Genomic DNA, 26,058 nt, shown 5'->3' with positions numbered 1-26,058 from the left:
AAAAATATACTACACAAATTTATTTCGCCTACATAACGAAATTCAGAACCGATCTGTTAGTTTAACTTTTATGGCAATTTCTTTCTTTCTCGAGCAATAATGCCATAGACTCTCAAATTTTGCCCTTTTCCTAGCAGAAAAATTGATAATAATCTGATGGTGAATTTTTTAATTTGTTAAAATGTATTATATTTGCACCTCGTTTCCGTAAACGCCTCTTTTAGCCTAAAAGAAGCCTCTTTACTCTCAATAAATTTTTTATTATTAATTTTTTTATTAAATGGATTTAATTAAGTTTGTAGAATCAGAGTATAGCAATTCAAGAGCTGGACTTCCTGATTTCAAGGCGGGTGACACTGTAAACGTATTTGTTAAGATTTTTGAAGGAAACAAAGAGCGTATTCAGTTATACCAAGGTGTTGTTATTCAAAGAAAAAACTTCGGTACTCCTGGTGAGACTTTTACAGTACGTAAAATTTCTAACGGTGTTGGAGTAGAAAGAATCTTCCCAGTTTTGTCTCCAAGTATTGACAAAATCGAAGTTCTTAGAAGAGGTAAGGTTCGTCGTGCTAAATTGTATTTCTTAAGAGGAAAACATGGTAAAGCTGCGAGAATCAAAGAACTAAAAAAGTAAGTAACATTGCTTAATAATTTTAAGTAATAGCTTTTTCATAATTTGTGCAAAAAACGTCATCTCCCTGAGGTGACTTTTTTTTTGGCCAAAGTTTGTGTCCTCACAAACTTCAAAACGCCCAAGTTTGTGTCCCCGCCCAAGTTTGTGTCCCCACATACTTAACACGCCCAAGTTTGTGTCCCCGCCCAAGTTTGTGTACTCACAAACTTTCCACCACCCAAGTTTGTGTCCTCACAAACTTAACACGCCCAAGTTTGTGTCCCCAACAAACTTCACACCGCCCAAGTTTGTGTCTCACAAACTTCACACCGCCCAATTTTGTGTCCTCACAAACTTGAAACACCTCACCGTTCTACCACCACAAACTTCACAAACTTGAACTTTTTCATTTTAAAAAGTATTAATTTTACAACCGAAATACAAAACATTCATAGATGACCAAATTTTTTAAATATCAAGGAACTGGCAACGACTTCGTGATGATTGATAACCGCGAAGGAGGATTTGACGATTCTATAAAAAATGTGGAATTCTTATGTCATAGAAGATTCGGTATTGGTGCTGATGGTTTGATTTTGATTGAAAACGCCGATGGATTTGATTTCAAAATGCGGTATTTCAATGCAGATGGAAAGGAGGGGAGCATGTGTGGTAATGGAGGAAGATGTGCCGTTAAATTTGCTTCGGATCTAGGTATTTTTGAAAAACAGGCTACATTTATAGCGGTAGACGGACCTCATCATGCGACTGTTGATCAAGGAGAAGTTTCGTTGGGTATGATAGATGTGGAGGAAATATTTGATGAAACGAACGGATATTTTCTAAATACTGGTTCGCCACATTTGGTTATATTTGAAGAAGATTTAGACAACTTGGATGTGAAAACAAAAGGAGCGGCTATTAGATACAGCGATTATTGGGTTGGTAAAGGCGGTGTAAATGTGAATTTTGTACAAATCATTGACCACGAAAATATAAAAGTCAGAACATACGAAAGAGGCGTTGAAGATGAGACCTATTCGTGTGGAACTGGTGTTACAGCTGCCGCCATTGCATCTTCGGAAAAGAAAGGTTTATCACAAAAACTAAATATTCAAACTCTTGGAGGTAAGCTCGGAGTGAGTTTTCAGCGTGGGCAGAAATTCTCCGAAATTTTATTAAACGGTCCCGCGATCTTTGTTTTTGAGGGTGAAGTGTTGTAATAGGTAATATTTTTGTTCTTTTTTTTGCTCCTAAAGATTTTAATGCTTAAAATTGCATACGAAATCAAAATTACTGCTACGGACTTCTTCCGATTCGTAATTTCAAAATCCGAAATAATCAAGTTTTTTTCAAACCAAGCGTTTTAATGTATTCATAAGTACTTTAACAACCTTCATTGTTTTTCCAAAACAAAATTTCTATGTATAACCAAGAAGATTTGAAGCTAAAACTTCTGTCAGAACTAAAAACTATTTCAGCCGAATTAGGCATTGAACTTGACAAAGGAGCAGCCAAAAAGGACATTATTCAAAAAATCATTGATAAGCAGACACCTGTCACGTCGGAGCAAAAAGTAGAAGTTAAAGCTCCAAAACCAACAAAAGTAAAACCAACACAAACGGAGTCTTTGTTTCCAGAGAAGCCGGCCGCAAATCCGCTCTCAATGGAACCTGAAGATAAAGGTCCAAGATTAAGAAAGAGAATTACGAGAGTGGTTGTAGAAGACACCATGTCAACCGAAACTCCAGAGCTGCTGACTCCACAAGTAGTTGAGGAGAAAAAGGAGGAGGCTAAACCCATAATTGCAGAATTTAAGCGACCTGAGTATAGAAAACCAGATAACCGCAAGGTTGATACACCTAAAGAGAACAAGCTGCAGGAATCTGAAAGGCTTGATATACAGCCTGATTCTAGCGAAATTAACGATATAGATTTATCGGACGAAATAGATATTTCAGATTTAATAGAGGAAATTCCAGACATTACGGATGAGGATTTAGGATTGCCAGGCGAGGAAGTCCTGACGAATGAACAAAAACAAGATGCCAAAAGAAAGGAAGATTACGGTCGTTCAATCAAAAAACAATTCAATAATCTTGTTAAGGAATTTGACGGTCTAATTGAAAATATTGGCGTATTAGAAATCATGAGCGAAGGAAGCTACGGTTTTTTACGTTCTGCAGATTATAATTATTTAGCCAGTCCAGACGATATTTATGTTTCGCCGTCTCAAATCAAACTTTTTGGACTAAAAACGGGTGATACCATACATGGTTCTATCCGTCCGCCAAAAGATGGGGAGAAGTATTTTGCATTACTTAAAGTATTATCTGTAAACGGAAAGACAACTGAGGAAATCCGTGATAGAATTCCTTTTGAATACCTTACTCCATTATTTCCTCAGGAAAAACTTAACCTCAGCACAAGGTCAGACATCATGTCTACCCGTGTTTTGGACTTATTTTCTCCAATTGGAAAGGGCCAAAGAGGTATGATTGTTGCCCAGCCTAAAACTGGTAAAACTGTTTTGTTGAAAGAAATAGCCAACGCCATTACCATCAATCACCCGGAGGTTTATTTGATAATACTTCTGATAGATGAACGTCCAGAGGAGGTTACAGATATGCAAAGAAGCGTAAGGGCAGAAGTTATATCTTCAACTTTTGATGAAACTGCCGAGAAGCACGTAAAAGTGTCAAATTTGGTTCTAGAAAAAGCTAAAAGATTGGTGGAATCAGGTCACGACGTAGTTATACTTTTGGATTCAATAACCCGTTTAGCTCGTGCTTACAACACTGTTATGCCTTCGTCGGGCAAAATTCTTTCTGGTGGTGTGGATGCCAATGCCTTGCATAAGCCGAAAAGATTCTTCGGTGCTGCTCGTAAAATAGAAAATGGAGGTTCATTGACTATTGTAGCCACAGCCTTGATAGACACTGGTTCAAAAATGGACGAAGTTATCTTTGAAGAATTCAAGGGAACTGGTAACATGGAGCTTCAGTTAGATCGTAGATTGGCCAACAAAAGAGTTTATCCTTCTATTGATATTCTGGCTTCGGGTACGCGTAGAGAGGATTTGTTGATGGACAAAGACGAGTTGCAGAGAGTTTGGTTATTGAGAAAATACATGGCTGACATGAACCCAATGGAAACCATGGAATTTCTACTTTCAAAAATGAAAGGAACCAAAACTAACCAAGAGTTTTTGATGACCATGAACAGATAATTTTCTTTCGAATAATATTTTTAAAGGAGGTCTTTTAAGGCTTCCTTTTTTTGTGCTTTATTCTTTCTTGGAGGGTAAAAAGGACATTTTAAAAAATGTATTTGGTAAAGTATTGATTATTAATAGATGCCGTTTAATATTTTTCTGTTACTTTTTAACAAAATAGAGGTCTTAATTATTGACTTTATTAATTTTTGTTTTAAATTGTATTATTAAATCGTTTTATAACTAACCCCTTATCTTAATCATGAATAGATTATTGATTCCGCTGCTGATTTTGTTAGGGTCATTGCTTTTCAGTTGGTTCTGGAACTGCAACAGGAAAGACTACTGCCCTGATTGTCAGCCAAAGGCCATTGTTTCCGAAGTTGTAGCAACACCAGATGTTACAGATACGGTAACTGTTCAAGCTGAAGACACGACTCAAGCTAATCTCACTCCTGAGGAAAAAGTTCTCTTTGAACCTCTTGATGTTTATTTTCAATCAGGTAAATCTTCTATAAACAGAACGGAAGAAATCAACACTTGGTTGACCACTGCCAAAGCTTATTTGGAGAAAAATCCGAATGAAAAACTAAGTGTTACTGGTCATACCGATAGCGATGGAGACGATGCCTCAAATATTGCTCTTTCGGAGAAAAGGGCGGGTATTGTTAAGGCTATTTTGGTAAAAGACGGTTTTGCTGATGCTGGACTAACTGTAATCGGCAAAGGTGAAAGTGAGCCAATCGCTGAAAACGATACGCCAGAAAATAAAGCAAAAAATAGACGAGTTTCAATCAGACTTATTAAATAATTCAATATTAAAAATTTTAATTTAAATGGAAAATCTTAAATGTTTATTCAATTGTTTCCCTTGGGATATATTTTTATTCGCGTTACTCTTAGGTTTATTGCTTTGGTGGCTTCTCTCTAAATTGCTTGGAGATAGGTTAAAATCTCATGCAAGCGAACTACAAGACAGAATCAATTTCTTGGAAGGAGAATTGGAGGCATGCAGAAAGTCAAAAGTTTCGGCTTCAACCAATGTTGATTTAGGTAGTGTAGCGGCGGTAGCAGCAGCCCCAGTAGCGGCAGCTTTTGTAGCTCCAGCAGCAGCAGCTCCGGTGGCCAGCAAAAAGGATGACTTGAAAATAGTAGAAGGAATAGGGCCTAAAATAGAGGAATTGTGCAACAATGCAGGTATTTACACATTTGCAGAATTGGCTGCCACTTCTGCTGAAAAGTTGAAAGAAATACTAGACGCTGCAGGTGCAAGATTTCAAATGCACGACCCTACTACTTGGCCACAACAGTCTGCTTTGGCAAGAGATGGCAAATGGGACGAATTGAAGAAATGGCAAGATGAGTTGAATAAAGGTAAAGCCTAATTCAATACGGATTTTATAACAAAAAACGACGGGTAACCGTCGTTTTTTGTTTATTTTGCAGTCAATTTAAAGACTTTATGGATATCAAACTAAAATCTAAACTAAGTAAAATCACAACTTTTGTTTTCGACGTTGACGGCGTATTTACCGATGCCACCTTGCTGGTAGGCGAAAGCGATGTTCAAAGAGTATTTAATGTCAGGGATGGATATGCTGTTCAGATAGCCGTGAAGTCGGGCTACAGAATGGCGGTTATTTCTGGAGGTAAACAAAAAAGCATAGCTACTCGGCTAAGTGGTTTGGGAATTCAAGATGTTTATTTATCCGTAGGTACCGATCAGAAACTTTCGGTTTTTCAAGAATACATAGCCAAAAACAATCTTCAAGAAGAAGAGGTCCTTTTCATAGGCGACGATATACCTGACTACTTGCTCATGAAAAACACCAAGGTTTTGGCTTGTTGTCCTGCTGATGCCACAGAAGAAGTCAAAGGTATTTGTGATTTCATTACTCCAAATATCGGCGGGAAAGGTGCTGTTAGAGATGTTATTGAACTTGTTATGAAAGCTCAAAATAAATGGATGAAAGTGTTTTAGATTTCGCTTTTGAAAGCCAAGTACACACCATTGCTCCACCCAAAACCATCTTGATTGGGATACTCACCGCCACCAGTTTCTTCTGAAGTGCTTTCTACATTATATTTCTCAGTGAATTTACCACTTTTGAAGAATACAGCCTCGTTTTGAGCCATCCAGTTGGTTTTTATTTGTTTTGCTAGAGAGTTTAATTTATAGTTTTTTAGTCCGATGTAGGCCATCCATTGCAAAGGAGCCCATCCATTTGGAGCATCCCATTGTTGTCCACTCTCAATGGTGCTTGTTGACAATCCTCCCTTTTTAAGAAATAGTCTTTCTATAATCTCAGCAACAGCATTGGCCTGAGTAATGTTTGCCAAGTTAAAATAAAGTGGAAAGACGCCTGCCAGGGTCAGATTTTCTCTGGTGCAATTGTTTTGTAAATCATAATCGCAGAAAAAGTTTTGATTTTTATTCCAGAAGTATTTCAATATGGCTTTTTTTCTGTTTTCAGCCTTTTCTTTGAATTCTTGGCTTCTAGAAAGTTGTAAAATTGACAATTGCGATTCAAGATTGTACAATAAACAGTTTAAATCAACAGGTACAATCGAGGTCGTTTTTATCGTGGCCAGCTCGTTGTTGTCTGTCATCCAACGACTGCTGAAATCCCAACCAGATTCACAGGCTGCCCGAATGTTTCTATAAAGTTCCTCTGGCTGTTGATTGCTTTCTTTTGCCAATTCTATGTCTTCTATGAATGACTCCGGTCTTGGCGTAGCGTCATTATCATCATAGCGATTTAGAGTTTCGCCATTTGGCATAACTATGCTTCTTTTCGTCATCCAGTAATCATATTCTTTTTCTAATTGGCTGACAAAGTCTAAAGGTTTTTTATTTGATTCAAATCGGTCAAGTAAACTCACCATCAGGCTAAAAAAAGGCGGTTGTGATCTGCTCAAGAAGTAGGTCCGATTTCCGTTTGGTATAAAGCCATATTGGTCTATCAGAAAAGCAAAGTTTTCAATCATACCTTCCACTAGATCATATTTTTTTGAGATAATCAAACCGAGCATCGTAAAATAGCTGTCCCAATAATAAGTTTCCTGAAAGCGTCCACCAGGCACTACAAAATCATGGGGTAAGCCTATGTAAGTTGAATTCGTATTTTCAGGATTTGTTTTTTTTGTCAAATGTCTCCAAAGTCTGTGCAAATGCTGTTCAGGTTGGTCGTTGTTTTCTGTTATAAATGTATCCTCACTCGGAACGACAGTCTTGAAGTTTTCAAGCACAAATTCTTTTAAATTAAATGATGAAATATTCTTTGTTCTATCAAACTCCTCTGCTATCTCTTTTACATTTTTAAGAGCAACCATGTCTGGGAATGTCTTGGAATCTGGAAATATCCCAGAAAGCTGCACGGCCTCAAAAAGGTCTTTTTGATCTACTATTGTTTCCATTTTCTTCTAAAATTGTGTGTTACTAAACGCTTTGCTTCTTGATAATTGTCTGTATTCTCAACACAAAAACAATGAGCAGAACTATGGGAATAAACAGGAAATAGAACGCATTTACGCCTCCCATGGCCTCAAAAAGTGTACCGACTATTCGAGAGCCGATGGTGCCTCCCAAGGCTGAAAATATGATAATCAAACCCGACATAGCCGAATGAAGTTTTTTGGGCAAACTACTTAAAACAGCCGAATTGAGTAGCGGATATATCGGTGCAATGAACAGTCCTATCAAAGGCAATACAAAACCTAGGTAAGGCACATCTGATAATGAACTTATCATTTTGACCTCTTCTGTGGAGGTTTTTAGTTGTGGCAAAACAAAGAATAGAATAAGGATAGAAACTACCGAACACACTATGACGATGATTACCCATGAAACTTTTTTGGCAAAATAACCAGCCAAAAATCTTCCTGCCGCCAGCGAAATGGCCAGAATTGAAGCCATCTGAACGCTTAGTTTCTCCGAAAATGCAAATATTTTCTGATTAAACCTTGGCAGCCAAGTCATGATGCCTTGTTCAATCATCACAAAAAAGAATGCTGATGCCACAAAAACCAGTACCAAAGGAAGTATAATCAATTTGAAAGAAGCCATCAGGTCTTCTTTAATTGATGTTTCTTGGATTGATGTTTCTTTTGGTATTTCTGCAAAAATTAGAAAAATGAAAGAAATGAATATCATGAAACAAAGCACCAAATACACGTTTAACCATTGGTCTATGTTTGTATCGCTGTAGAAATAAGGGAATAAAAAGTATGCAGCAGCTATACCAACCATGAAAAAACCTTCTATCGAACTCATAAAAGAAGTATGTTCTTTTGAAGAGCTCGTAATTTCACCAATAAGGCTATAAACCGATAATTTTATAAGAGCAAAACTAACGCCGATACTCAAAAACAAGAGCTTAGCACTGAGGAAGGAGTTGCCAAGATACATTCCTATACAGCCCAAAAACACAATAATTAAGCCCAAAAGCATGGCTTTTTTGTAGCCAAAACGAGGTAAAAAGGATGCCACTAACAACGATACTATGGCGATAGGCAGGTCTTTAAAGGCCTCAAGAATGGATGCATTGCTCTCAGTGACACCATAGACGTTTATGGATTTTGAAATAACAATACCTACGCTATTCAGCAAAATAGCAAAAACAAAGTAATTCAAAAAAAGCGATGCTTTCAGTTTGAAATGATTCATAGGTTTGGTAGGTTTTGACAAAAGTAAAGCGAGTCTATTGACTCGCTTTGTTCTTTTTCATAGGTTAATTTCTTGAAAGTATATTTCTTTAATGCAAAGAAATAATATAATAACACCATATATTTGCAAGTATTTAATTAATGTTTGTACTGTATTAATATTTTCAAATTTTGATACCATTAGAGAGAATAATTCCAGACGAAGGCTCCTCATTTAAGGTCATTTATCATGATGTTCTGCCCGAAGTTTTCTTGTGGAATTACCATTATCATCCAGAAATTGAGCTTGTTTTTGTTTTTGATGGCATTGGCCGGCGACATGTAGGCAACCACGTTAGTTTTTATGAGGGCGGTGACCTAGTTTTGATAGGTTCCAATCTTCCACACTCGGGTTTTGGATATGGGGCTTTAGGTAGGCATGAAGAAATCGTTCTTCAGTTCAAAAAAGAACTTATCCAAGATACAGTAGAGTTTGAGAAAGTAAATAGAATGTTAAAAAATGCACAATTTGGCGTCGCTTTTTCACCGGAAACCAAGAAAGCCTTGGCAGAAGATTTTCGAGAAATGAGAAGCTTGCCATCTTTTGAAAGGTATTTGGCTTTGATAAATATTTTACAAAAATTAGCCCAACAAACTGATTTTCAATTACTAAATAATGCCCTTTTCCAACAGTCCATTTTCTCGAAGGATCAAAATAGGGTTCTCAGGATTTTTGAATTTGTTGAAAAAAACTACACTGAAGTTATAAACACACAATCGGTGGCTGATTTGAGCAATTTAACCTTACCCGCTTTTTGTAATTACTTTAAAAAGAATTTTGGAGTTTCGTTTACTGATTTTTTGAATGAATATCGCATAAATCAAGCTTGCCGACAGCTAACCGAAGGTAAAAGCGTATCTGATGTTGCTTTTCTATGCGGGTTTAATTCGCTCTCATATTTCAGCAGAACCTTTAATCAGTTCAAAAGCATCAGTCCAAGCGAATTTCAGAACAAAGTATACGAAAAAAAAGAGCGAAAAAAATAATTTTCCGCCCTTCTCTGTAATATTAATTAATGTTCTTTTTTTACAGATTTTCGAGATTCTTTCTAAACTTACCAGACACTTTTACCTCTTCGTTGACTTTCGCAATAGCTATTTCATACCCTCTCGCTGAGCCACTTACTTTTTGTATGGCGTTGGTGTTGAGCATCAAATTGGTAGAGAACTTCACAAACTGTGGATGACCCACCAGCTCATCTCTTACTTGTTTTTCATCAATGGTCATCACTGATTTATCAATACCAAACGGATTCTGATAATAAAACTCACTCACATTGCTGTCGATTTTGGCGTAAATTAGCTGATTGGGTATGAGACTTAGCTTTGCATTAGTTCCTTTGAAAACCAAAACTTTCAGTGGATTATCAGAGGTTACCACACCTTTGTTTTTAAGGTCACTGTTGAGGTTTTCGGCTTTTTGTTTGAATTTATTGTTGTGCATTGATTCTTGGATAAAAACCAACAAAACCAGCGGAATTATACTAAATCCAAAAACTTTCAGACCCTCTATTGGGAAATCAGTACCAGTAACTTTATTGAGATAAAAATTTAGAGCCAAGGAAACTACCGCTGACATAATTAGAAACTGCACCAATTGCTTGCTACCTGTCCAATGGTGTTCATCGTAAAACGACTTCAATAAAAGAGGAAGTACAAATTGGCAAAATAACATGCTCGCAAAAGCAATTCCACCACAAAGGGCCAATGTTATGGTTTTCTCAGACTCGCTAATTGTATCAAGACCAAAAGGCTGAAGGATAAACAAAAAAACAAAAATGGCTACTGCCACTGCTGCCGAGTGCAATAAACCTCTAAAGCTTAATGTGGAGGAATGATAGGGTCTTTTGAATATATTAAAAACAGACGAAATGGAATTTGTAATGTTTTTTAAAAACGACATCTTATTAGGTTATTATTATGTTCTTTGGAAATTTCAAAAACTATACCACAAATCTTTTAACCAAAAATTTGTTAATGTTAATGTTAAAAATGTTAAAATTATTACGTTTTTTTGTCTTTCTAACGTATTTCAATAAAATATTTCAAAAAATTTAAAAAACACATATGAAAATTTTGTCAAAAATTGCATTTTTTACTTTCACAATCAACATATTAGCGGTTCTAATTGGCCAAGCTCAGGTAACGAAAAAAGCAACAGTTCCAGGTAAACCGGCAAACGCAACTCAGGTAGTTAAGGCACCGGTTTCCAAAACAGAAACATCTTTGAAAACGAAATTAGATTCACTTAGTTATGCAATAGGTATAAATGTTGGAGATAATTTAAGAAATCAGAAATTGGAAGTCAATGCGGATATTTTGGCGATGGCCATCAAAGACGCCATAGCTAACACTAAAAACATAATGAGCTCGGAAGCTTGTGGTGCATTTATTCAAAATTATTTCCAAAATCAAGCCTCCAAGGCAGGAAATGAGAACAAAGTAAAAAGCGAGGCATTTTTAGCACAAAACAAAACAAAGGCTGGAGTTCAGACTACAGCTTCAGGCTTACAATATAAGGTTTTAACAGCCGGAACGGGTGCTAAAGCCCTGGAAACGGATAAAGTGAAAGTACATTATCATGGCACACTCATAGACGGTACAGTTTTTGATAGTTCAGTTAATAGGGGAGAGCCAGCCACATTTGGTGTTACACAAGTAATAAAGGGCTGGGTTGAAGCGTTGCAGATGATGCCAGTAGGTTCTAAATGGACACTTTATATTCCTTCGGACTTGGCATATGGCCCACAAGGCCCGCCATCTATTGGTCCTAACCAAGCACTTATTTTTGATGTAGAATTGATTGAAATCGTTAAATAGTTTCTTGAAAACAGGGAACATTCACAAATTATGAAAATGAGAAAAAGCTTTTTAATTACTTTTTTGGGTCTTTCAAGTTTCTTGGCCTTTTCACAAACAGAAACTCCCAAGTACAGCTATGACCCACTGAAACCTACGGCTTCACATGCTAAGGTTCAAGCATTTGTTACCCAATTCCTCAATAACTACCATTACAGGAAGTTCGTTTTGGATGACTCATTGTCTTCAAAAATATGGTCGAGTTTTATAGATAACGTGGATGGCTCGAAGGCCTATTTTACAAAGGCAGAAATAGATTCTTTTGAAAAATACAGATTTACCATAGATGAGGCTATGCTTTCAGGTGATTTAAACGCACCTTTTGATGTTTTTAATGCTTACAGATTAAAGTATAAAAACAGACACGCCTACATCAAGGAGTTTTTGAAAAAACCAATGGATTTCACTACGAATGATACCTATGAGGTAAATCGTACAACATCTCTTTGGGCCAAAGACGAAAAGGAATTGGACAAGGTTTGGGATAAAATTATATTGAGCCAAGCATTGGGCTTAAAACTCAGCGGTAGCACAGACAGTGCCATAGTGGCGACGTTGAACAAACGCTACGACATGTACGAAAGTAGAGTTTTGAAATGGAGAGCTGAGGATATTTTCCAAACTTTCATGAACGCTTTTACGGAAATTATAGACCCGCATACGTCTTACATGATTCCAAGTAGTGCGGCTCAGTTTAATATAGAAATGAGTCAGTCGCTGGAAGGAATCGGTGCGACTCTAAGAAATGAAGGTGATTATGTGATGATAGTGGATGTAGTGCCTGGTGGTCCATTGTTTAAAAGTGGTCAAGGTAGCAAAAATGACTACATAGTGGGTGTTGCTCAAGGTGATGACGGCGAGTTTCAAGACATTATAGGTTGGTTGACCGACGATGCAGTAAAGCTAATTCGTGGTAAAAAGGGTACTGTGGTAAGACTTAAACTTTTGCCATCAGATGCTCCGACTGGTACAGAGCCAAAGCTTTTGAGAATTGTTAGAGAGAAAATAAAGCTTGAAGAAGCTGTAGCTCAAGGTGAAGTAATTGATATCAAACACGATAAAAAAGAGTACAAAATAGGGGTAATAGACATTCCGATGTTCTACCGTGACTTTGAGGATGCTCGCAAGGGTGGAGATTTCCAAAGTACCACCAAAGACGTGAAGAAATTCCTTTTGGATTTTGAAGAGAAGGGTGTTGACGGGGTTTTGATTGACTTAAGAAACAATGGTGGTGGTTCACTGACAGAAGCCATCAATCTTTCGGGTTTGTTTATTCCTGACGGCCCAGTGGTTCAACGTAGAACTGGTCGTGGTAAAGTAGACGTAGAGTCTGATACTGATAAAGAAACGGTTTATGCGGGTCCCCTTATGATTCTTCAAAATAGATTCAGTGCTTCCGCATCGGAGATTTTTGCAGGAGCTATTCAAGACTACAAAAGAGGTGTGATAGTAGGTGAGAGATCATATGGAAAAGGAACAGTGCAACAGTTGGTAGACCTTGATCAATTCTTGAATTCACCACGTCAAGCATCTAGAACTAAGGAGAATAACGGCGTTTCATCAGGTGTTGGTTTTGAAGCGAAAGAGCGTTTTGGTCAGTTGAAACTAACTACCGAGAAATTCTACCGTATTACTGGTAACAGCACCCAGTTGAAAGGTGTTGAGCCAGACTTGGCCTTGCCGTCTCCGTTTAATGCAGACGAAATGGGTGAGAGTTCGCAGCCAACTGCACTACCTTATGACGAAGTGGAAAATGCGGGTTTCGTAAAAACTAATAATATCAACGAGAAGATAATCAGTAAGTTAGATTCTAAATTTCAGTCACGCTTAAAGAGTGACGAAGCATTGAAAGAGCTTGTGGTAGACTTGGAAGAATACAAATCTCAAAAAGACAAAAAGGAGTATTCTTTGAATTACGAATTGCGTAAGAAAGAGAAAGAAGAAACAGAAAATAACAGAAAAGCCGTTAAGAAAATCAATAAATCTAGCGGTAAGAATGACAAAGAAGAAGATTTGTATCTAACAGAATCAGAAAAAATCCTTTGTGATTTGATTGCTTTATTGAAATGATTTCATGAATCTTCCGATTAATTTATATGGAAAAAGCCTGCGAAAGCGGGCTTTTTTTATTGCCCAAAGTCTTTATCGCAGCATTCTGCTATTTTTCCGATAATCGTTTCGGCCTGCTCAAGACTCTCAAAGTTTTCTACAAACACGGTAAGTATCAAAATATTTTTGGAGAAAATTATACCCGCATCGCCACGGACATAGTCCAGCGTCCCTGTTTTGTGTGCGATGGGTATATTTACGGGGATATTTCTCGGTATAGTGGTTCTGTCTTCACAAGACAAAAGAAACTCCATGGCTTTTTTGCCAGATTTTTTGGAGAGTAATTGTTGGTTCAAAAGTTTGAGTAACAAACCGTTCATATCTTCACAAGTCGTAAAATTTTGTTTTCCAGCTTTGATGGCCTCAAAATCCATCATTTTTCTATTGAGCTTGGTGTTGGTTAATCCCCAGTTATTTATGTTGTCTTGAATTTGCTCTGAGCCAAGTTTTTCTATGAGAATATTGGTGGCAGTGTTATCACTAACACTTATCATTTTTTGAGCTAAATAATTGTAAGTGAATTTTTTAAAAGGAACTTCATACTGGATATCCCCTGAGCCACCCACAATGTCCTTTGGTAGAGGTGTATATTTGTGGTTAAGATTCATCCCTTTCGCTTTCAGCAGGGACAGCAGTATCGGTATTTTTATAATACTCGCACTCGGAACCACCTTACGGCTGTTTTTTTCAAAAAGCAACTCACCCTTTTGATTTTGAAGTTTCATAGAAACCATTATCTCAGGATCGAGTTCTTTTAGATACTTTTCTAAAGATTGGGCATTTGCAGATAAATTAATGGCCATTATCAAAATTGCGTTAAGGGCAATAAGAAATTTCATTTCCTTTTTTTGTATTAAAATTAGTGATTAGCCAGAAGTGTCCCCAAAAGGCAGACTCCAAAATAACCAAGCTTATTCTTCGGCTGCTACAAACAAGTTTCTGTAGTCGTACTTTGAATAGTCCGCATATCTTTCTTTTTCTTTAGTAATCTCAAGCAATTCGTTTTTGACCTCTATTCTTAACCAGTATTCCGGACTTAGATTCGAGAATGAACTAAGTTTTAAAACGATATTGGCATTCAGTTTCCTTTCGCCAATCAAATATTTGTGGAGATTACTGTCTTTCATTTCAAACAAATGTGCCAATCTCTTTTGAGTTACATTGAATGTTTTTAAGTAAAGTTTAACAAAATCAAGTACTCTTAATCTTTCCGATGTAGTTTCAGTTTCTATGTAATCCTCAATTTGATATTGTATCGCCAATAAGTCATTTTTTAGCTTTCGTTCTTTAGATAGCTTTTGTGACTGACTGATTATAAAATCTTTCAGCGAATCACTTTTTTTATCATTCCAAATTTCTGTTATTTCAATTTCTTTATTTTCCATAGTATTTAATTTAGAAATTTATCAATTAATTGCTCACCAACCTCTGGGCTAATAACCATCGTGGTTTCTCCCCATTTTAATGCTCCGTACTTTTGACAATACACAGCCATTAATTTTAATTCATCCTCCTTATTCTGCTCCATTACATCAAATGCAAGCCAGCCTTTAAAGTGTTCAATACCATATAAAAAGCTAAGTCTGCAAGCATAAGCTATAAGGCAAGCTGCAACTTTATCATATCGTTTGCTTATTCCTTTATTGTGTGGAGCTAGTTCAATATAGGCCATATAAGGTTCAACTTTGTTTCTTAAATGAAAAGTAAGACAAGCCTCAATTACACTTGGAGATTCCTCACAAACTAAAATGTATGTCTCAAAGCCCGCATTTTTTGAATGTTTTTTGAAATTAAAACGCCAACCATCTGTAAGGGAAGGCAAAGTCAGACCAGAAGGTTGTTTTATTTGAGCATCAACCACTTGGCCATCGATAACTCTAATGATTTTTACTTTCATTTTTGCATTGTGTAATACAAAGATAAGTAAAATTATACAATTTGTAGAATTTTTAAGTTATTTTTTTGTTCCAGCAGAGTCTCCGCAGGGACTTTGCGGAATGAATTGTATGTATCAGATTGCTTTCCCGTGTGGTTCAAAGTTCCCTGAAGGTAGACTATGAACGGACGAAGGTTTTGTTCAAGTCTATTCGCAATATTTTTATAATTTCACCTCTTCCCACAACCTTGATTCCCTCCGTAATTTCAAATTTTAGTCCTTCGTACAGTCTCCCAATTTGGACCTCTGGTACAGCAAAAGACATTAAAGTTCTGACAGTTTCTCCTTGATTGCACTTAACTTGCCCTATAAATTCTTGAACTGCAGCGTTGTATTGTCCTTCAAAGTAAAATGTTCCTCGATAGCCGCTGTAAACAAATGTTGAAAGACCACCTTGGCTTTCTTTCAAATAGTAAATTTCTGATTCTATTTCTGGATTTCTCAGCTTAAATTCTTTTGCTTTATCATACCGAGAGTCAGTAATTTTTTGTTTTATGATTTTTTCGTGGTCTGAAAGCTTCATTTTACTTGCTGTTTGTTCAAGGTTCTGCCAAAATCCATATTCAATACGGTCTTCAACTTCGTCAGCAAAATCTAATTAGGAATCAAGGGCAAGTTCAAACTCGTTATGTTCGATAAATTCGGTAAAATTTATTCTTTGACGTTGATTATCATATTTTCTTTCTACAAAATCAGCAGCTTCAATAAGAAGTTGTTTTGTTGTTAAAGTTCTTTTCATTTTCAGATTGGTAGTCGAAAAGTGTCGATAGTTTAGATGCTAACTCATAAATAAATGCAAAACAGAATTAATTTTACACTGAATTGTTGCATTCTGGTGTGTATAAATATTTCTTTTGATCAAATATAAGAAATAATTCGTTTTGAAAACCAATGAAATAAAGTAGAAACTGCTTTGACAATAAAACCCCTACTTCGTCCTTTCTATAGTGAACTGCACCAGATTTTTAAGTGAGTTTTTGTGGGCGGATTCTGGGAAGGTGTCGAGGATTTCGTAAGCTTGGTTTACGAAATTCTGCATGATTTTTTTGGTGTAATCTATTCCTCCTGAACTTCTTACAAAATCAATTACTTCTAGCACCTTGTTAGGTTTGTCAGATTCGTTTTTGATGAGATTGATGATCTTCCTTTTCGTAAACCATCCTGTGTTATTGAGGGCAAATATAAGCGGTAAAGTCATCTTTTTCTCTTTGATGTCAATGCCTGTAGGTTTGCCTATTTCGTCGGTGCCGAAGTCAAACAGGTCATCTTTTATCTGAAACGCCATGCCTATTTTTTCGCCCAAAAGTCGGGCTTTTTCTACCATGGTTTCATCGGCACCGGTGGAGGCTGCACCTACAGCACAGCAAGAAGCTATCAGAGAGGCTGTTTTTTTGCGGATTACGTCGAAATAGATGTCTTCGGTTATGTCTAATTTTCTGGCTTTTTCTATTTGTAACAACTCGCCTTCACTCATTTCTTTTACGGCGTTGTTAACAATCTCCATGAGGTTGTAGTCTTTGTGTTTTAGGCTGAGATCTAGGCCTTTACTAAGTAGGAAATCACCTACCAAAACAGCGATTTTGTTTTTCCAAAGAGCATTGATAGAGAAAAATCCCCTGCGGTAGTTGGAGTCGTCCACCACGTCGTCGTGCACGAGCGATGCGGTGTGTACAAGTTCAATCAGAGCTGCTCCTCGGTAGGTAGAGTCAGCGATTTGGCCCACCGTGCCGGCAGTCAGAAACACAAACATGGGTCTGATTTGCTTCCCTTTTCGGTGAATGATGTACTTCATGATTTGGTCAAGAAGCATCACATTCGTTTTCATAGAATTTCTGAATTTCTTCTCGAAACTATTCATCTCCTCTATGATGGGAGCCTGTATTTCATCAATTGAAATGGCCATTTATGATTCTGTTACTAATTGGTAACAGGGGAGTTTACAGGTTGTTTAAAATTGAGCAAATTTATTTATTAATAAAACAATTACCTAATTGCGTTTAAGATTAATGAAGCCTTTATTGTATTATTTCAATTTTTTAAGCCTGAAATGTTATTTTTTTGTACATTAATTGGGATAATATTTTGGAATTGGCTCAAGTATATTTTATTTTGCACAAATTAAATATTAATAATCAATCTATTACCAAAACTAGCGGTTCTGAAATTCTTATGGTTTGAAGATTTTGAGTTCTTTTTGCGTTTTTCCTAATAAAACTTTTTCTCAAAAAACACAAAATTTCTCATCTGATTCACAAAAGTGAAAGCATCATAGCGTTTATTATCAGCTTGTTTATTAATCCATTACACAAAAGATTTTTTCCTGACAAATTTAGCGAACAAATAGGCCCGACAAATTAGTCGGGTTTTATTTTTTAAACCAAAAGTGAGTTTGCTCAAAAATGAGCCGTAATTTTGCCGAATGAATAGACCAGAGATTTCAATTATAAAATACAACGCGGGCAATATCATGTCGGTTATCATAGCTCTAGAGCGAATTGGTGCCACATATGAGTTGACAGACGACCCTGAGCGTATTCAGAATTCCAATAAAATTATTTTTCCGGGTGTAGGTGAGGCAGGTTCGGCTATGCGAAGCTTGAAAGAAACGGGATTGGATGAGCTCATTCCGACACTAAAGCAGCCTTTTTTGGGCACCTGTGTAGGTATGCAGTTGCTCTGTGATTCCTCGGAAGAGAGTGATACCAAATGTTTGGGCGTATTTGATATACCGATTCTGAAATTTCCGAAAACAGATGGTTTTAAAATCCCGCAGACGGGATGGAACAATATTTATGACTTACAAACAACTATATGTGAGTCAGTTAAAGAAGATTCGTACGTGTATTATAACCACGGCTATTACGCTCCGCTTTCAAAATATACGGTAGCCAAAACCGACTACGTGTTGGAATATTCGGCGATTTTACAAAAAGACAATTTCTTTGCCTGTCAGTTTCACTCCGAAATCAGCGGCGAGGTAGGACAACAAATATTTAAAAACTTTTTAGCTTTATGATTCAGGTAATTCCGGCGATAGATATTATTGATGGTAAGTGTGTTAGGCTCACGCAGGGCGATTATGGACAAAAGAAAATTTACAATGAAGACCCGGCTGAGGTAGCCAAAGAGTTTGAAGGTGCGGGGATAAAAAGACTCCATTTGGTAGACTTGGACGGAGCAAAAGAGAAAAGGATTATCAATCACAAGGTTCTGGAGAAAATAGCCAATTCTACTGATTTGATTATAGACTTCGGAGGTGGAATTCAGTCGGATATCGACATCCAGAAGGCCTTTGATTTTGGTGCGAAAATGATCACTGGTGGAAGTATAGCGGTTAAAAACCAAGAGATGTTCTTGAGTTGGTTGGAGAAATTCGGTCCAGAAAAAATCATACTCGGTGCCGATGCCAAAGACGAAATGATAGCCATTTCTGGCTGGCAAGAAGCCACTAAAGTTTCGGTTTTTGATTTTATTGAAGAGTATCTAAAGAAAGGAATAAAGTACACCATAAGCACCGACGTAGCCAAGGACGGACTTTTGCAAGGGCCATCTTTTGATTTATATGAAAAAATGCAAGCCAAGTTTGCTGACCTACATATTATAGCCAGTGGAGGGGTGAGTGAGATGAAGGATTTGGAAAAGCTCAATGAGCAAGGTGTGTTTGGAGTGATTGTGGGAAAGGCCATTTATGAAGGAAAAATTAGTTTGAAAGAGCTGGAGAAATTTATATGCTAACAAAAAGAATTATACCTTGTCTGGATATCAAAGAGGGCCGGACTGTAAAAGGGACCAATTTTGTAGATTTGCGAGATGCTGGTGATCCTGTGGAACTGGCGGCCATTTATGCCCAGCAAGGTGCCGACGAATTGGTGTTTTTGGACATTACCGCTACGGTTGAAGAACGCAAAACTTTGCTCGACTTGGTGAACAAAGTGGCACATGCGGTCAATATACCTTTTACGGTAGGAGGTGGAATTGGAAGTATTTCGGATGTGTCCAAATTGCTCAATGCAGGGGCTGACAAAGTGTCTATAAATTCATCCGCAGTTAAAAATCCTCAACTGGTTTATGAATTGGCCAAAGAGTTTGGTAGTCAGTGTATTGTGGTGGCTATAGATACCCGACATGTAGAGGGAGAAGACATTGTGCACACGCACGGCGGCAGAAAACCGACCGAACTACGTACCCGTCAGTGGGTGAAACAAGTAGAAGAACTGGGTGCCGGCGAGATATTACTGACCTCCATGGATGCTGACGGCACAAAAAACGGTTTTGCTCTAGATATTACCTCTTTTGTATCAGAAAATTTGCATATACCTGTGATAGCCTCAGGAGGAGCTGGAAAAATGGAGCATTTTTATGATGTTTTCACTGCAGGAAAAGCAGACGCAGGTTTGGCCGCAAGTATTTTCCATTTTAGAGAAATTCCGATTCCAGACTTAAAGCAATATTTGGCTGAGAGGGGTGTTCCGATGCGAATTGTTTGACAAAAAGCAATAAAAAAATACCTTTAAATCGGATTATTGTCAAAATCTACCTCGTTTAATTTTTCGTTTGTATATTTACTTTTACAAAAGTCTGCCATTTTGCCATGAAGTTATCTGATGGCATAAGGTTTGACCGATTGAACTATACCATTTAGAAATAAAACCGTCAAATATTGAGTTTGACATATCATACATGCTAGATTTCGATAATTTTAACAATATAGGTCTTTCAGGAAAAAACATTGAAAGTGTGGAGATGATTGAGATTTCACCACCAGACGAGGTTATGGAAGATGACAACAACCTGCCAGAATTTCTGCCAATTTTACCACTTCGAAACACCGTGCTTTTTCCAGGTATAGTGATACCTGTAACTGTAACACGTGCTAAAGGGACAAAACTTGTAAAAAAAGCATATAAGGGAGACAAGACTTTGGGTATTATTTCTCAGGCTCGCCAAACCAACGACGAACCTTCGGAAGATGACCTGTATAAAGTAGGAACCATTGCTCATATTATCAAAATGATTGTGTTGCCTGATGGTAACGTGACTATCATTTTGCAGGGAAGGAGAAGATTTAAGGTAGATGAGTTTACCAAAACCGACCCGCATTTGATGGCGAAGGTAACATATATTGAAGACCATTTTCCGAATCCGAAGAAAAAGGAAACTAAAGCCTTGATATCTAGTTTGAAAGAAGCGGCATTGAATATCTTGAATCTGAATCCTGAGATTCCGAGAGATGCCCAAATAGCTATAAACAACATCGACACGCCGAATTTTCTGACGCACTTTCTGTCGTCAAATCTTAACATTGGGATTTCGGACAAACAACTCTTGTTGGAAACCTTTGATGGGTACGAGCAAGCTACCAAACTGCTCGAGCACATGATGAAAGAAGTGCAAGTGCTTGAAATTAAGAAAGATATACAAAGTAAGGCGTCTTCAGATATTGATCAACAACAAAAGGAATATTATCTTCGTCAGCAAATAAAAGTGCTTCAGGAAGAGCTTGGAATGGATTCTCCAGACCAAGAAGTAGAGAAGCTACGTGCCAAAGGAGCCAAAAAGAAATGGACACCTGAAATCAACGAGCATTTCAACAAAGAACTCAACAAAATCATGCGGATGAACTCCATGGCACCCGAGTATGGTGTGTCTCTGGGCTATGCCGAACTTTTGGTTGATTTGCCTTGGAATGAATACAGCAAAGATAATTTTTCTTTGACTAGGGCAAAGAAAATATTGGATGGAGACCATTTTGGGCTGACCAAAGTAAAGGAAAGAATTTTGGAATATTTGGCCGTGTTGAAACTTCGCAACGACATGAAAGCTCCTTTACTCTGTCTTTATGGCCCTCCAGGAGTTGGTAAAACATCTTTGGGTAAATCCATAGCCAAAGCCTTGGGCAGAGAATACGTAAGAATGGCCTTGGGTGGCGTACATGACGAGGCGGAGATTCGTGGTCATAGAAAAACCTACATCGGTGCTATGCCAGGCAAAATCATCAACAATATCCAGAAAGCTAAAAAAAGTAATCCGGTATTTATTTTGGATGAAATAGATAAGATTTCTCGTGACCACCGTGGAGACCCATCGAGTGCCTTGTTAGAAGTGCTTGATCCTGAGCAAAATAATGCCTTTAAGGATAATTATTTGGAAGTCGATTACGACCTTTCTAAAGTCTTGTTTATAGCCACCGCCAACTCTTTAGATACCATTCAACCGGCTTTGAGAGACAGAATGGAAATTATCGAATTGAGTGGATATACAGTAGAAGAGAAAGTGGAGATAGCCAAGCGGCATTTGTTGCCAAAGCAAATTGAGCTTCATGGACTTACGCCTGGTATGTTCAAAATCACAAACGGAGCTATTGTTAAGCTTATAGAGGGTTACACCAGAGAGTCTGGCGTGAGGAGCTTAGAACATAAATTGGGTAGTTTGGTCAGAAAAATTGCCAAGTTTGTGGCCATGGATGAGCAATACAATCCAAACGTCAAAGAAGCTGATGTGGAGCGATTATTGGGTCAGCCTATATTTGACAAAGATTTATATGAAGGAAATGACCTAGCAGGTGTAGTGACTGGCTTGGCTTGGACGCCCGTTGGTGGTGATATTTTGTTCATTGAGTCTAACTTAAGCAAAGGCAAAGGAGCTCTGACACTTTCTGGCCAACTGGGCGATGTAATGAAGGAATCTGCTGTAACCGCACTTTCATATCTGAAATCTCACGCTGAAGACTTGGGAATTGATTACCGAGTATTTGGAAATTATGACTTGCACATACACGTTCCACAGGGAGCTGTGCCTAAAGACGGTCCATCTGCTGGTATTACTATGTTGGTTTCTATGGCCTCTATTTTTACCCAAAGAAAAATAAAAAAAGATATTGCCATGACGGGCGAAACCACACTACGTGGCAAGGTGTTACCGGTGGGAGGTATCAAAGAGAAGATATTGGCGGCCAAAAGAGCCAATATCAAGGAGATAGTGATGTGCTATAAAAACCAAAAAGATGTGGAGGAAATAGGAGAGGAGTACACCAAAGGCTTGACTTTCCATTATGTAAACTACGTGGAGGAGGTTTTAGAAATAGCCCTTCTTGAAGAAAAAGTAAAGAAGCCCATTGTCTTCAGTTTTTCAGAAGAAGCGAAAAAGGAATTAGTATAATTAAAAGGCCGTGAGGCCTTTTTTTATGAGTTTTTTTTGAAGTCCAGGAGAATGTTGTTACACAAAGTCACACAAAGAATCCACAAAGTTTCGCAGAGAGTTTGTTTGAGAAAATCATAAATTTAAGTGGTTTTAAGAATTGGACTTTGTATTTTAAAGATTTAACAATCAATTTATTGTGAATTTTTTCCTATATTTGATAACGTCTATTTTCTTTGTGTAACTTCGTGCCTCCTTAGTGAACCTTTGTGGAATAGCAAAGCCACCTATAAATCCCTTTCTAAAAAATATTTCCCATTCGTAGTTTCCAAAAAAGCTTCAAAATTTATTTCTTCCTGTTTAATAAAACCCAAATTGGTGAGTTTGTCGTCGGCTACCATTTCTACCACAGCAGCTATGGAGGCAGCGGTAGTCCAGGAAATGGCTCGCCAATGCTCTCCATCTATAACAATCGGTTGAAATGGTCTGTAATACTCTTCACGTTTGATTTTGCCATTTTTCCAACCTTCTACTACGGCATAGACATACACCACATCTTCTTGTACAGGTGGTTTGGCGTTGGTCAAGATTTGTTCTAATTGTTGTCTGTCGTCTTTCATGATGAGCTCATAAAGCAGGAATTTCATGAGTTTACAATGCCCTGGATATCTCATGGTTTTGTAGTTGAGTGTATCTACTTTGCCCTCATAAGTCTCGCACATGGTTCCAAGGCCGCCAGAAGTGCTGAAAGCTTCAAATTCCTCGCCGCCAATGTATATTTTCTCAAGTCCGTCCAAAGCTGGCACCATCTTTTTTTGTCCGTTGTGAATCACCTCGCAGTCATTGATGTATTCGTTGATTACACCCGCTGGAGACCAAGTAAATGAATAGCCGAGGAGTCCGTTAGGAAATTGTGGCAAGGCACCTACACGCAGCTCAATATCTCTGATTTTGTCAAATCTTTTGCACAAATCGGCACCTACAATACCAATAAAACCCGGTGCCAATCCACATTGTGGAGCCATAATAGATTTGGATGATTCGGCCATTTTTCTGATGGCCTGGGTGGTTGGAACATCCTCCGTCAGGTCGAAATAGTGAACGGCATTTTTGTGGCAAATTTGAGCGATAGGGAGATTTAGGAAATAGGGCATACAGGAAACTACAGCTTCAAATGCCGGAATGGTGTTTTCTAAAAAGATCTTATCGGAGCAATCACCTTCAAGAACATCAAAAGGTAAGGTTAGGTCATAATGTGGTGGGTTTTTGTCTAAACCTGTTACTTTGAATCGTTTATTGAGTAAAATCCCCACCAAAGAGCCAACTTTTCCCATGCCGATAACGAGGATTTTCGACCCATCTTTGAATGTGTTCATGATTTTTTATTTATGTTGAAATGTAAATGCGACAGCTAAAAAAGTAGATAGAATTAAGCTGTAAAATCAGGCACAAACGAGCAAGCACTACGTAAGTAGGCCAGTCGGGCAAGGAGGAAGTTTAAATCGTTAAACAATGTGATTCTGTTTTACGATTCTAAATTACAATTTAAATTGAAAAACCTATCTATTAAGCCACAAAAAAAGGCGAAGAAATTCTCCGCCTACTGATGATGTTTTTATGAAAACTAAACCGAAAAACTCTCTCCGCAGCCACAAGTACGGCTGGCGTTGGGATTTTTAAATTGAAAACCTTTGCCATTTAGGCCATCGCTGTAGTCTAGTTGGGTTCCAATAAGATATAGAAGACTCTTTTTGTCTACAAATATTTTTACGCCTTGGTCTTCATATATATGATCGTTGGGCTGTTGTTCTGCATCAAAAGCGAGGTCGTACATCAAACCTGAACATCCGCCGCCTTCTACTGCAACTCTGATACCATGATTTTCGTTTTTTCCTTCCTTGCTTTTTAATTCCAAAATTTTATTTTTTGCCTGCTCTGTTACCGTAATCATTTCGAAATTAATTTATATTTACTCCTATTAAAACTTTAATTATAATCCAAAAGTTTCATGGCGAGACAAATAAAGTCAAAAAGGATACTGGACAAAATATATGAATATCAAACTTTAGGGACAAATTTGCGTTTTTATGAGGCCATGCGTAGTGAGTTTAAAACTGGCGATTTGCTATTTTTTTCAGGCGACCATTGGCTCTCAGGCTTGATTCGTTGGCGTAGTAAGTCGGCTTGGAGCCATGTAGGGATGGTGGTTAGGATCGAGGAATTGGACAGAGTTTTTTTGATTGAAAGTGTGTTGGAAGTTGGAGTAAGAATGTTGCCTTTGTCGTTTATTTACAAAGATTATGACGGAAAAAATAAACCCTACAAAGGCAGAGTTGCTTGGGCAAAGCATGAACTTTTGGCCAGCGACTTAGTCAAACAAAAAGCCGTCAAAGAGTTTTGTGTCGACAATCTCTCCAAACAATATGACCGAAAAGAATATTGGCGAATACTCTGGCGAAGCTTTTGGGGTTTTGATAATTTCTTTCATGACGAAAAATACACCTGTGCTGAATATATTTATGAGGCTTTCAAATATGCCAATATTGAGCTACCCAAAGAAAAAGGAGTTTTTATCAGCCCAGGTGCTTTTTGGCGACAGAATGCATTGGAAATGAAGGCTATACTTATTTGAGGGTGAGCTTGTTGTTTGGTTGAAGAGCTGGGTTTTGTTTGAATTTGGTGGAAAATACCACTAACCAAGATTGATTTTCTTCGACTATAAGTCTTTTTTTGAATCAAGAAATGCAAATTAGTTTATTGAAGGGTTTTTCTTTTTTTTAATTCAGAAAGCAAATAATCTTCCGAATTAGGAAGCAACGGGTATTCTTTAAAAGAAGTTTTCAATTCAACATTGATTGAAAAAATAAGATCCTCATCTTTTTTTTCAATTTCTTTGGCTTTTAACAAATAGTACTTTGCGAAAGAAAAATTCAAATCATTATTGAGTTCTATTTTAGAATAGTTTGTATCAAATCCCTCTTTTAAACACATAAAAGCTCGATAATAAGCTTTTGAATAATTATATTTATTAGCCATTATAATGGATGCGAAGAATAATCTATCCATATCATCGTAATAGTCTAACAATAAGGCCGCATTATCAAATGCCTTTTTAGACCCTTGGTTAAGAGCTATATTTAAAAGGCTATCTATATTTTGATTTAAAAATGAACTTTCAGCTACGTCAAAATTGGATTTCTTTTTAGATTCTGTGCAAGAACTAACAATGGCAAAGAAAACAAATAGTAAAATAACGTTTTTCATATAGGCTATTTATGACATAATTTATTCCTGTGATGTGTTTAATAAGGCTCTTGCCCTCTTTCAGTTAAATTTATATCTTTTACCGAAGTTAAATATAATACAATTTATTCCAACCAAACCTTTTCACGCAATCATATAAAACATACTTCAACCTCATTTTTTTGTATTCTGAAAGATCCGGTTCCCAGGTTTTTTGGATTTCTTCGGCGGTTTTTCCTTCTT

General features: G+C 37.4%; 26 protein-coding genes. 14 read left to right on the top strand and 12 right to left on the bottom strand.

The genetic code is table 11. From position 1 onward, the window contains the following. Positions 1-280: 280 nt before the first annotated feature. From rplS to EGI31_RS08865, 6 genes are all read left to right on the top strand, one after another. Positions 281-634, top strand: coding sequence for a 50S ribosomal protein L19 (gene rplS, locus EGI31_RS08890; protein ID WP_255036874.1), 354 nt, complete (start codon positions 281-283; stop codon positions 632-634). Between the two features lie 434 nt (positions 635-1,068). After that, the gene (gene dapF, locus EGI31_RS08885) at positions 1,069-1,836 is read left to right on the top strand and encodes a diaminopimelate epimerase (RefSeq protein ID WP_255036873.1); all 768 of its coding nucleotides are present in this window, start codon (positions 1,069-1,071) and stop codon (positions 1,834-1,836) included. A 200-nt stretch (positions 1,837-2,036) separates the two neighbouring features. After that, complete coding sequence (gene rho / locus EGI31_RS08880; RefSeq protein WP_255036872.1) at positions 2,037-3,842, top strand: transcription termination factor Rho; 1,806 nt, start codon at positions 2,037-2,039, stop codon at positions 3,840-3,842. Positions 3,843-4,089: 247 nt separating this feature from the next. Then, on the top strand, positions 4,090-4,638 hold the full coding sequence (locus EGI31_RS08875) for an OmpA family protein (protein ID WP_255036871.1): 549 nt from the start codon (positions 4,090-4,092) through the stop codon (positions 4,636-4,638). Positions 4,639-4,663: 25 nt separating this feature from the next. After that, a complete protein-coding gene (locus EGI31_RS08870) occupies positions 4,664-5,212 on the top strand; it encodes a helix-hairpin-helix domain-containing protein (protein ID WP_255036870.1) in 549 nt (182 codons plus the stop codon). 77 nt (positions 5,213-5,289) lie between these two features. After that, the gene (locus EGI31_RS08865) at positions 5,290-5,808 is read left to right on the top strand and encodes a KdsC family phosphatase (protein WP_255036869.1); all 519 of its coding nucleotides are present in this window, start codon (positions 5,290-5,292) and stop codon (positions 5,806-5,808) included. Here EGI31_RS08865 and EGI31_RS08860 read toward each other — a convergent pair. Both EGI31_RS08860 and EGI31_RS08855 read right to left on the bottom strand, forming a co-directional pair. Further along, entirely contained in the window at positions 5,805-7,244 is a 1,440-nt protein-coding gene (locus tag EGI31_RS08860; RefSeq protein ID WP_255036868.1) for a trehalase family glycosidase, read from the bottom strand. The genes EGI31_RS08865 and EGI31_RS08860 overlap by 4 nt on opposite strands. 22 nt (positions 7,245-7,266) lie before the next feature. Beyond that, positions 7,267-8,493, bottom strand: coding sequence for an MFS transporter (locus tag EGI31_RS08855; RefSeq protein ID WP_255036867.1), 1,227 nt, complete (start codon positions 8,491-8,493; stop codon positions 7,267-7,269). Between the two features lie 170 nt (positions 8,494-8,663). Between EGI31_RS08855 and EGI31_RS08850 the strand changes: the two genes are divergently transcribed. After that, on the top strand, positions 8,664-9,518 hold the full coding sequence (locus EGI31_RS08850) for an AraC family transcriptional regulator (protein WP_255036866.1): 855 nt from the start codon (positions 8,664-8,666) through the stop codon (positions 9,516-9,518). Between the two features lie 40 nt (positions 9,519-9,558). Here EGI31_RS08850 and EGI31_RS08845 read toward each other — a convergent pair whose 3' ends face one another. Further along, positions 9,559-10,434, bottom strand: coding sequence for a hypothetical protein (locus tag EGI31_RS08845; protein WP_255036865.1), 876 nt, complete (start codon positions 10,432-10,434; stop codon positions 9,559-9,561). 164 nt (positions 10,435-10,598) lie between these two features. Here EGI31_RS08845 and bamJ point away from each other — a divergent pair, with 164 nt between their 5' ends. Together bamJ and EGI31_RS08835 are read left to right on the top strand one after the other, a co-directional pair. After that, complete coding sequence (gene bamJ / locus EGI31_RS08840) at positions 10,599-11,351, top strand: BamJ family beta-barrel-assembly machinery protein (RefSeq protein WP_255036864.1); 753 nt, start codon at positions 10,599-10,601, stop codon at positions 11,349-11,351. A 36-nt stretch (positions 11,352-11,387) separates the two neighbouring features. Beyond that, positions 11,388-13,460, top strand: a complete 2,073-nt coding sequence (locus EGI31_RS08835) for a carboxy terminal-processing peptidase (protein ID WP_255036863.1) — start codon at positions 11,388-11,390, stop codon at positions 13,458-13,460. 56 nt (positions 13,461-13,516) lie between these two features. On the opposite strand, the gene EGI31_RS08830 is transcribed toward EGI31_RS08835, so the two are convergent. From EGI31_RS08830 to EGI31_RS08805, 6 genes are all read right to left on the bottom strand, one after another. Continuing rightward, positions 13,517-14,338 carry a serine hydrolase gene (locus tag EGI31_RS08830; RefSeq protein WP_255036862.1) on the bottom strand — a complete coding sequence of 274 codons (822 nt, stop codon included), beginning with the start codon at positions 14,336-14,338 and terminating at the stop codon, positions 13,517-13,519. Positions 14,339-14,410: 72 nt separating this feature from the next. After that, complete coding sequence (locus EGI31_RS08825; RefSeq protein ID WP_255036861.1) at positions 14,411-14,884, bottom strand: helix-turn-helix transcriptional regulator; 474 nt, start codon at positions 14,882-14,884, stop codon at positions 14,411-14,413. A gap of 5 nt (positions 14,885-14,889) precedes the next feature. Then, positions 14,890-15,396: a hypothetical protein gene (locus EGI31_RS08820; protein WP_255036860.1), complete on the bottom strand. Its 507-nt coding sequence runs from the start codon at positions 15,394-15,396 to the stop codon at positions 14,890-14,892. Between the two features lie 157 nt (positions 15,397-15,553). Then, entirely contained in the window at positions 15,554-15,958 is a 405-nt protein-coding gene (locus EGI31_RS08815) for a hypothetical protein (RefSeq protein WP_255036859.1), read from the bottom strand. A gap of 75 nt (positions 15,959-16,033) precedes the next feature. Next, on the bottom strand, positions 16,034-16,174 hold the full coding sequence (locus EGI31_RS08810) for a hypothetical protein (RefSeq protein WP_255036858.1): 141 nt from the start codon (positions 16,172-16,174) through the stop codon (positions 16,034-16,036). Between the two features lie 189 nt (positions 16,175-16,363). Beyond that, complete coding sequence (locus EGI31_RS08805; protein ID WP_255036857.1) at positions 16,364-17,338, bottom strand: polyprenyl synthetase family protein; 975 nt, start codon at positions 17,336-17,338, stop codon at positions 16,364-16,366. Between the two features lie 516 nt (positions 17,339-17,854). Here EGI31_RS08805 and hisH point away from each other — a divergent pair. The 4 genes from hisH (at position 17,855) to lon (ending at position 22,593) form a co-directional block, all read left to right on the top strand. Continuing rightward, positions 17,855-18,451 carry an imidazole glycerol phosphate synthase subunit HisH gene (hisH, locus tag EGI31_RS08800; protein WP_255036856.1) on the top strand — a complete coding sequence of 199 codons (597 nt, stop codon included), beginning with the start codon at positions 17,855-17,857 and terminating at the stop codon, positions 18,449-18,451. After that, entirely contained in the window at positions 18,448-19,170 is a 723-nt protein-coding gene (gene hisA / locus EGI31_RS08795; RefSeq protein ID WP_255036855.1) for a 1-(5-phosphoribosyl)-5-[(5-phosphoribosylamino)methylideneamino]imidazole-4-carboxamide isomerase, read from the top strand. Before hisH ends, hisA begins: the two co-directional genes overlap by 4 nt. After that, the gene (gene hisF / locus EGI31_RS08790) at positions 19,164-19,922 is read left to right on the top strand and encodes an imidazole glycerol phosphate synthase subunit HisF (protein ID WP_255036854.1); all 759 of its coding nucleotides are present in this window, start codon (positions 19,164-19,166) and stop codon (positions 19,920-19,922) included. Before hisA ends, hisF begins: the two co-directional genes overlap by 7 nt. A 193-nt stretch (positions 19,923-20,115) precedes the next feature. Next, positions 20,116-22,593, top strand: coding sequence for an endopeptidase La (lon, locus tag EGI31_RS08785; RefSeq protein WP_255036853.1), 2,478 nt, complete (start codon positions 20,116-20,118; stop codon positions 22,591-22,593). A gap of 266 nt (positions 22,594-22,859) precedes the next feature. On the opposite strand, the gene EGI31_RS08780 is transcribed toward lon, so the two are convergent. Beyond that, entirely contained in the window at positions 22,860-23,948 is a 1,089-nt protein-coding gene (locus tag EGI31_RS08780) for a saccharopine dehydrogenase family protein (RefSeq protein WP_255036852.1), read from the bottom strand. A gap of 248 nt (positions 23,949-24,196) precedes the next feature. Then, complete coding sequence (locus EGI31_RS08775) at positions 24,197-24,523, bottom strand: HesB/IscA family protein (protein ID WP_255036851.1); 327 nt, start codon at positions 24,521-24,523, stop codon at positions 24,197-24,199. Between the two features lie 57 nt (positions 24,524-24,580). Between EGI31_RS08775 and EGI31_RS08770 the strand changes: the two genes are divergently transcribed. After that, positions 24,581-25,204: a C40 family peptidase gene (locus EGI31_RS08770; protein ID WP_255036850.1), complete on the top strand. Its 624-nt coding sequence runs from the start codon at positions 24,581-24,583 to the stop codon at positions 25,202-25,204. 122 nt (positions 25,205-25,326) lie between these two features. Here the strand turns inward: EGI31_RS08770 and EGI31_RS08765 are convergent, their stop codons facing one another. After that, positions 25,327-25,836 carry a hypothetical protein gene (locus EGI31_RS08765; RefSeq protein WP_255036849.1) on the bottom strand — a complete coding sequence of 170 codons (510 nt, stop codon included), beginning with the start codon at positions 25,834-25,836 and terminating at the stop codon, positions 25,327-25,329. Positions 25,837-26,058: the final 222 nt, after the last annotated feature.

This window comes from Lacihabitans soyangensis (assembly GCF_024343775.1).
GTDB lineage: Bacteria > Bacteroidota > Bacteroidia > Cytophagales > Spirosomataceae > Leadbetterella > Leadbetterella soyangensis.
This window is presented reverse-complemented; position numbering and strand designations above follow the sequence as displayed.

Coding starts and splice junctions, on each gene's coding strand:
- rplS (WP_255036874.1), top strand. CDS start 281: ATGGATTTAATTAAGTTTGTAGAATCAGAGTATAGCAATTCAAGAGCT.
- dapF (WP_255036873.1), top strand. CDS start 1,069: ATGACCAAATTTTTTAAATATCAAGGAACTGGCAACGACTTCGTGATG.
- rho (WP_255036872.1), top strand. CDS start 2,037: ATGTATAACCAAGAAGATTTGAAGCTAAAACTTCTGTCAGAACTAAAA.
- EGI31_RS08875 (WP_255036871.1), top strand. CDS start 4,090: ATGAATAGATTATTGATTCCGCTGCTGATTTTGTTAGGGTCATTGCTT.
- EGI31_RS08870 (WP_255036870.1), top strand. CDS start 4,664: ATGGAAAATCTTAAATGTTTATTCAATTGTTTCCCTTGGGATATATTT.
- EGI31_RS08865 (WP_255036869.1), top strand. CDS start 5,290: ATGGATATCAAACTAAAATCTAAACTAAGTAAAATCACAACTTTTGTT.
- EGI31_RS08860 (WP_255036868.1), bottom strand. CDS start 7,244: ATGGAAACAATAGTAGATCAAAAAGACCTTTTTGAGGCCGTGCAGCTT.
- EGI31_RS08855 (WP_255036867.1), bottom strand. CDS start 8,493: ATGAATCATTTCAAACTGAAAGCATCGCTTTTTTTGAATTACTTTGTT.
- EGI31_RS08845 (WP_255036865.1), bottom strand. CDS start 10,434: ATGTCGTTTTTAAAAAACATTACAAATTCCATTTCGTCTGTTTTTAAT.
- bamJ (WP_255036864.1), top strand. CDS start 10,599: ATGAAAATTTTGTCAAAAATTGCATTTTTTACTTTCACAATCAACATA.
- EGI31_RS08835 (WP_255036863.1), top strand. CDS start 11,388: ATGAGAAAAAGCTTTTTAATTACTTTTTTGGGTCTTTCAAGTTTCTTG.
- EGI31_RS08830 (WP_255036862.1), bottom strand. CDS start 14,338: ATGAAATTTCTTATTGCCCTTAACGCAATTTTGATAATGGCCATTAAT.
- EGI31_RS08825 (WP_255036861.1), bottom strand. CDS start 14,884: ATGGAAAATAAAGAAATTGAAATAACAGAAATTTGGAATGATAAAAAA.
- EGI31_RS08820 (WP_255036860.1), bottom strand. CDS start 15,396: ATGAAAGTAAAAATCATTAGAGTTATCGATGGCCAAGTGGTTGATGCT.
- EGI31_RS08815 (WP_255036859.1), bottom strand. CDS start 15,958: ATGAAGCTTTCAGACCACGAAAAAATCATAAAACAAAAAATTACTGAC.
- EGI31_RS08810 (WP_255036858.1), bottom strand. CDS start 16,174: ATGAAAAGAACTTTAACAACAAAACAACTTCTTATTGAAGCTGCTGAT.
- EGI31_RS08805 (WP_255036857.1), bottom strand. CDS start 17,338: ATGGCCATTTCAATTGATGAAATACAGGCTCCCATCATAGAGGAGATG.
- hisH (WP_255036856.1), top strand. CDS start 17,855: ATGAATAGACCAGAGATTTCAATTATAAAATACAACGCGGGCAATATC.
- hisA (WP_255036855.1), top strand. CDS start 18,448: ATGATTCAGGTAATTCCGGCGATAGATATTATTGATGGTAAGTGTGTT.
- hisF (WP_255036854.1), top strand. CDS start 19,164: ATGCTAACAAAAAGAATTATACCTTGTCTGGATATCAAAGAGGGCCGG.
- lon (WP_255036853.1), top strand. CDS start 20,116: ATGCTAGATTTCGATAATTTTAACAATATAGGTCTTTCAGGAAAAAAC.
- EGI31_RS08780 (WP_255036852.1), bottom strand. CDS start 23,948: ATGAACACATTCAAAGATGGGTCGAAAATCCTCGTTATCGGCATGGGA.
- EGI31_RS08775 (WP_255036851.1), bottom strand. CDS start 24,523: ATGATTACGGTAACAGAGCAGGCAAAAAATAAAATTTTGGAATTAAAA.
- EGI31_RS08770 (WP_255036850.1), top strand. CDS start 24,581: ATGGCGAGACAAATAAAGTCAAAAAGGATACTGGACAAAATATATGAA.
- EGI31_RS08765 (WP_255036849.1), bottom strand. CDS start 25,836: ATGAAAAACGTTATTTTACTATTTGTTTTCTTTGCCATTGTTAGTTCT.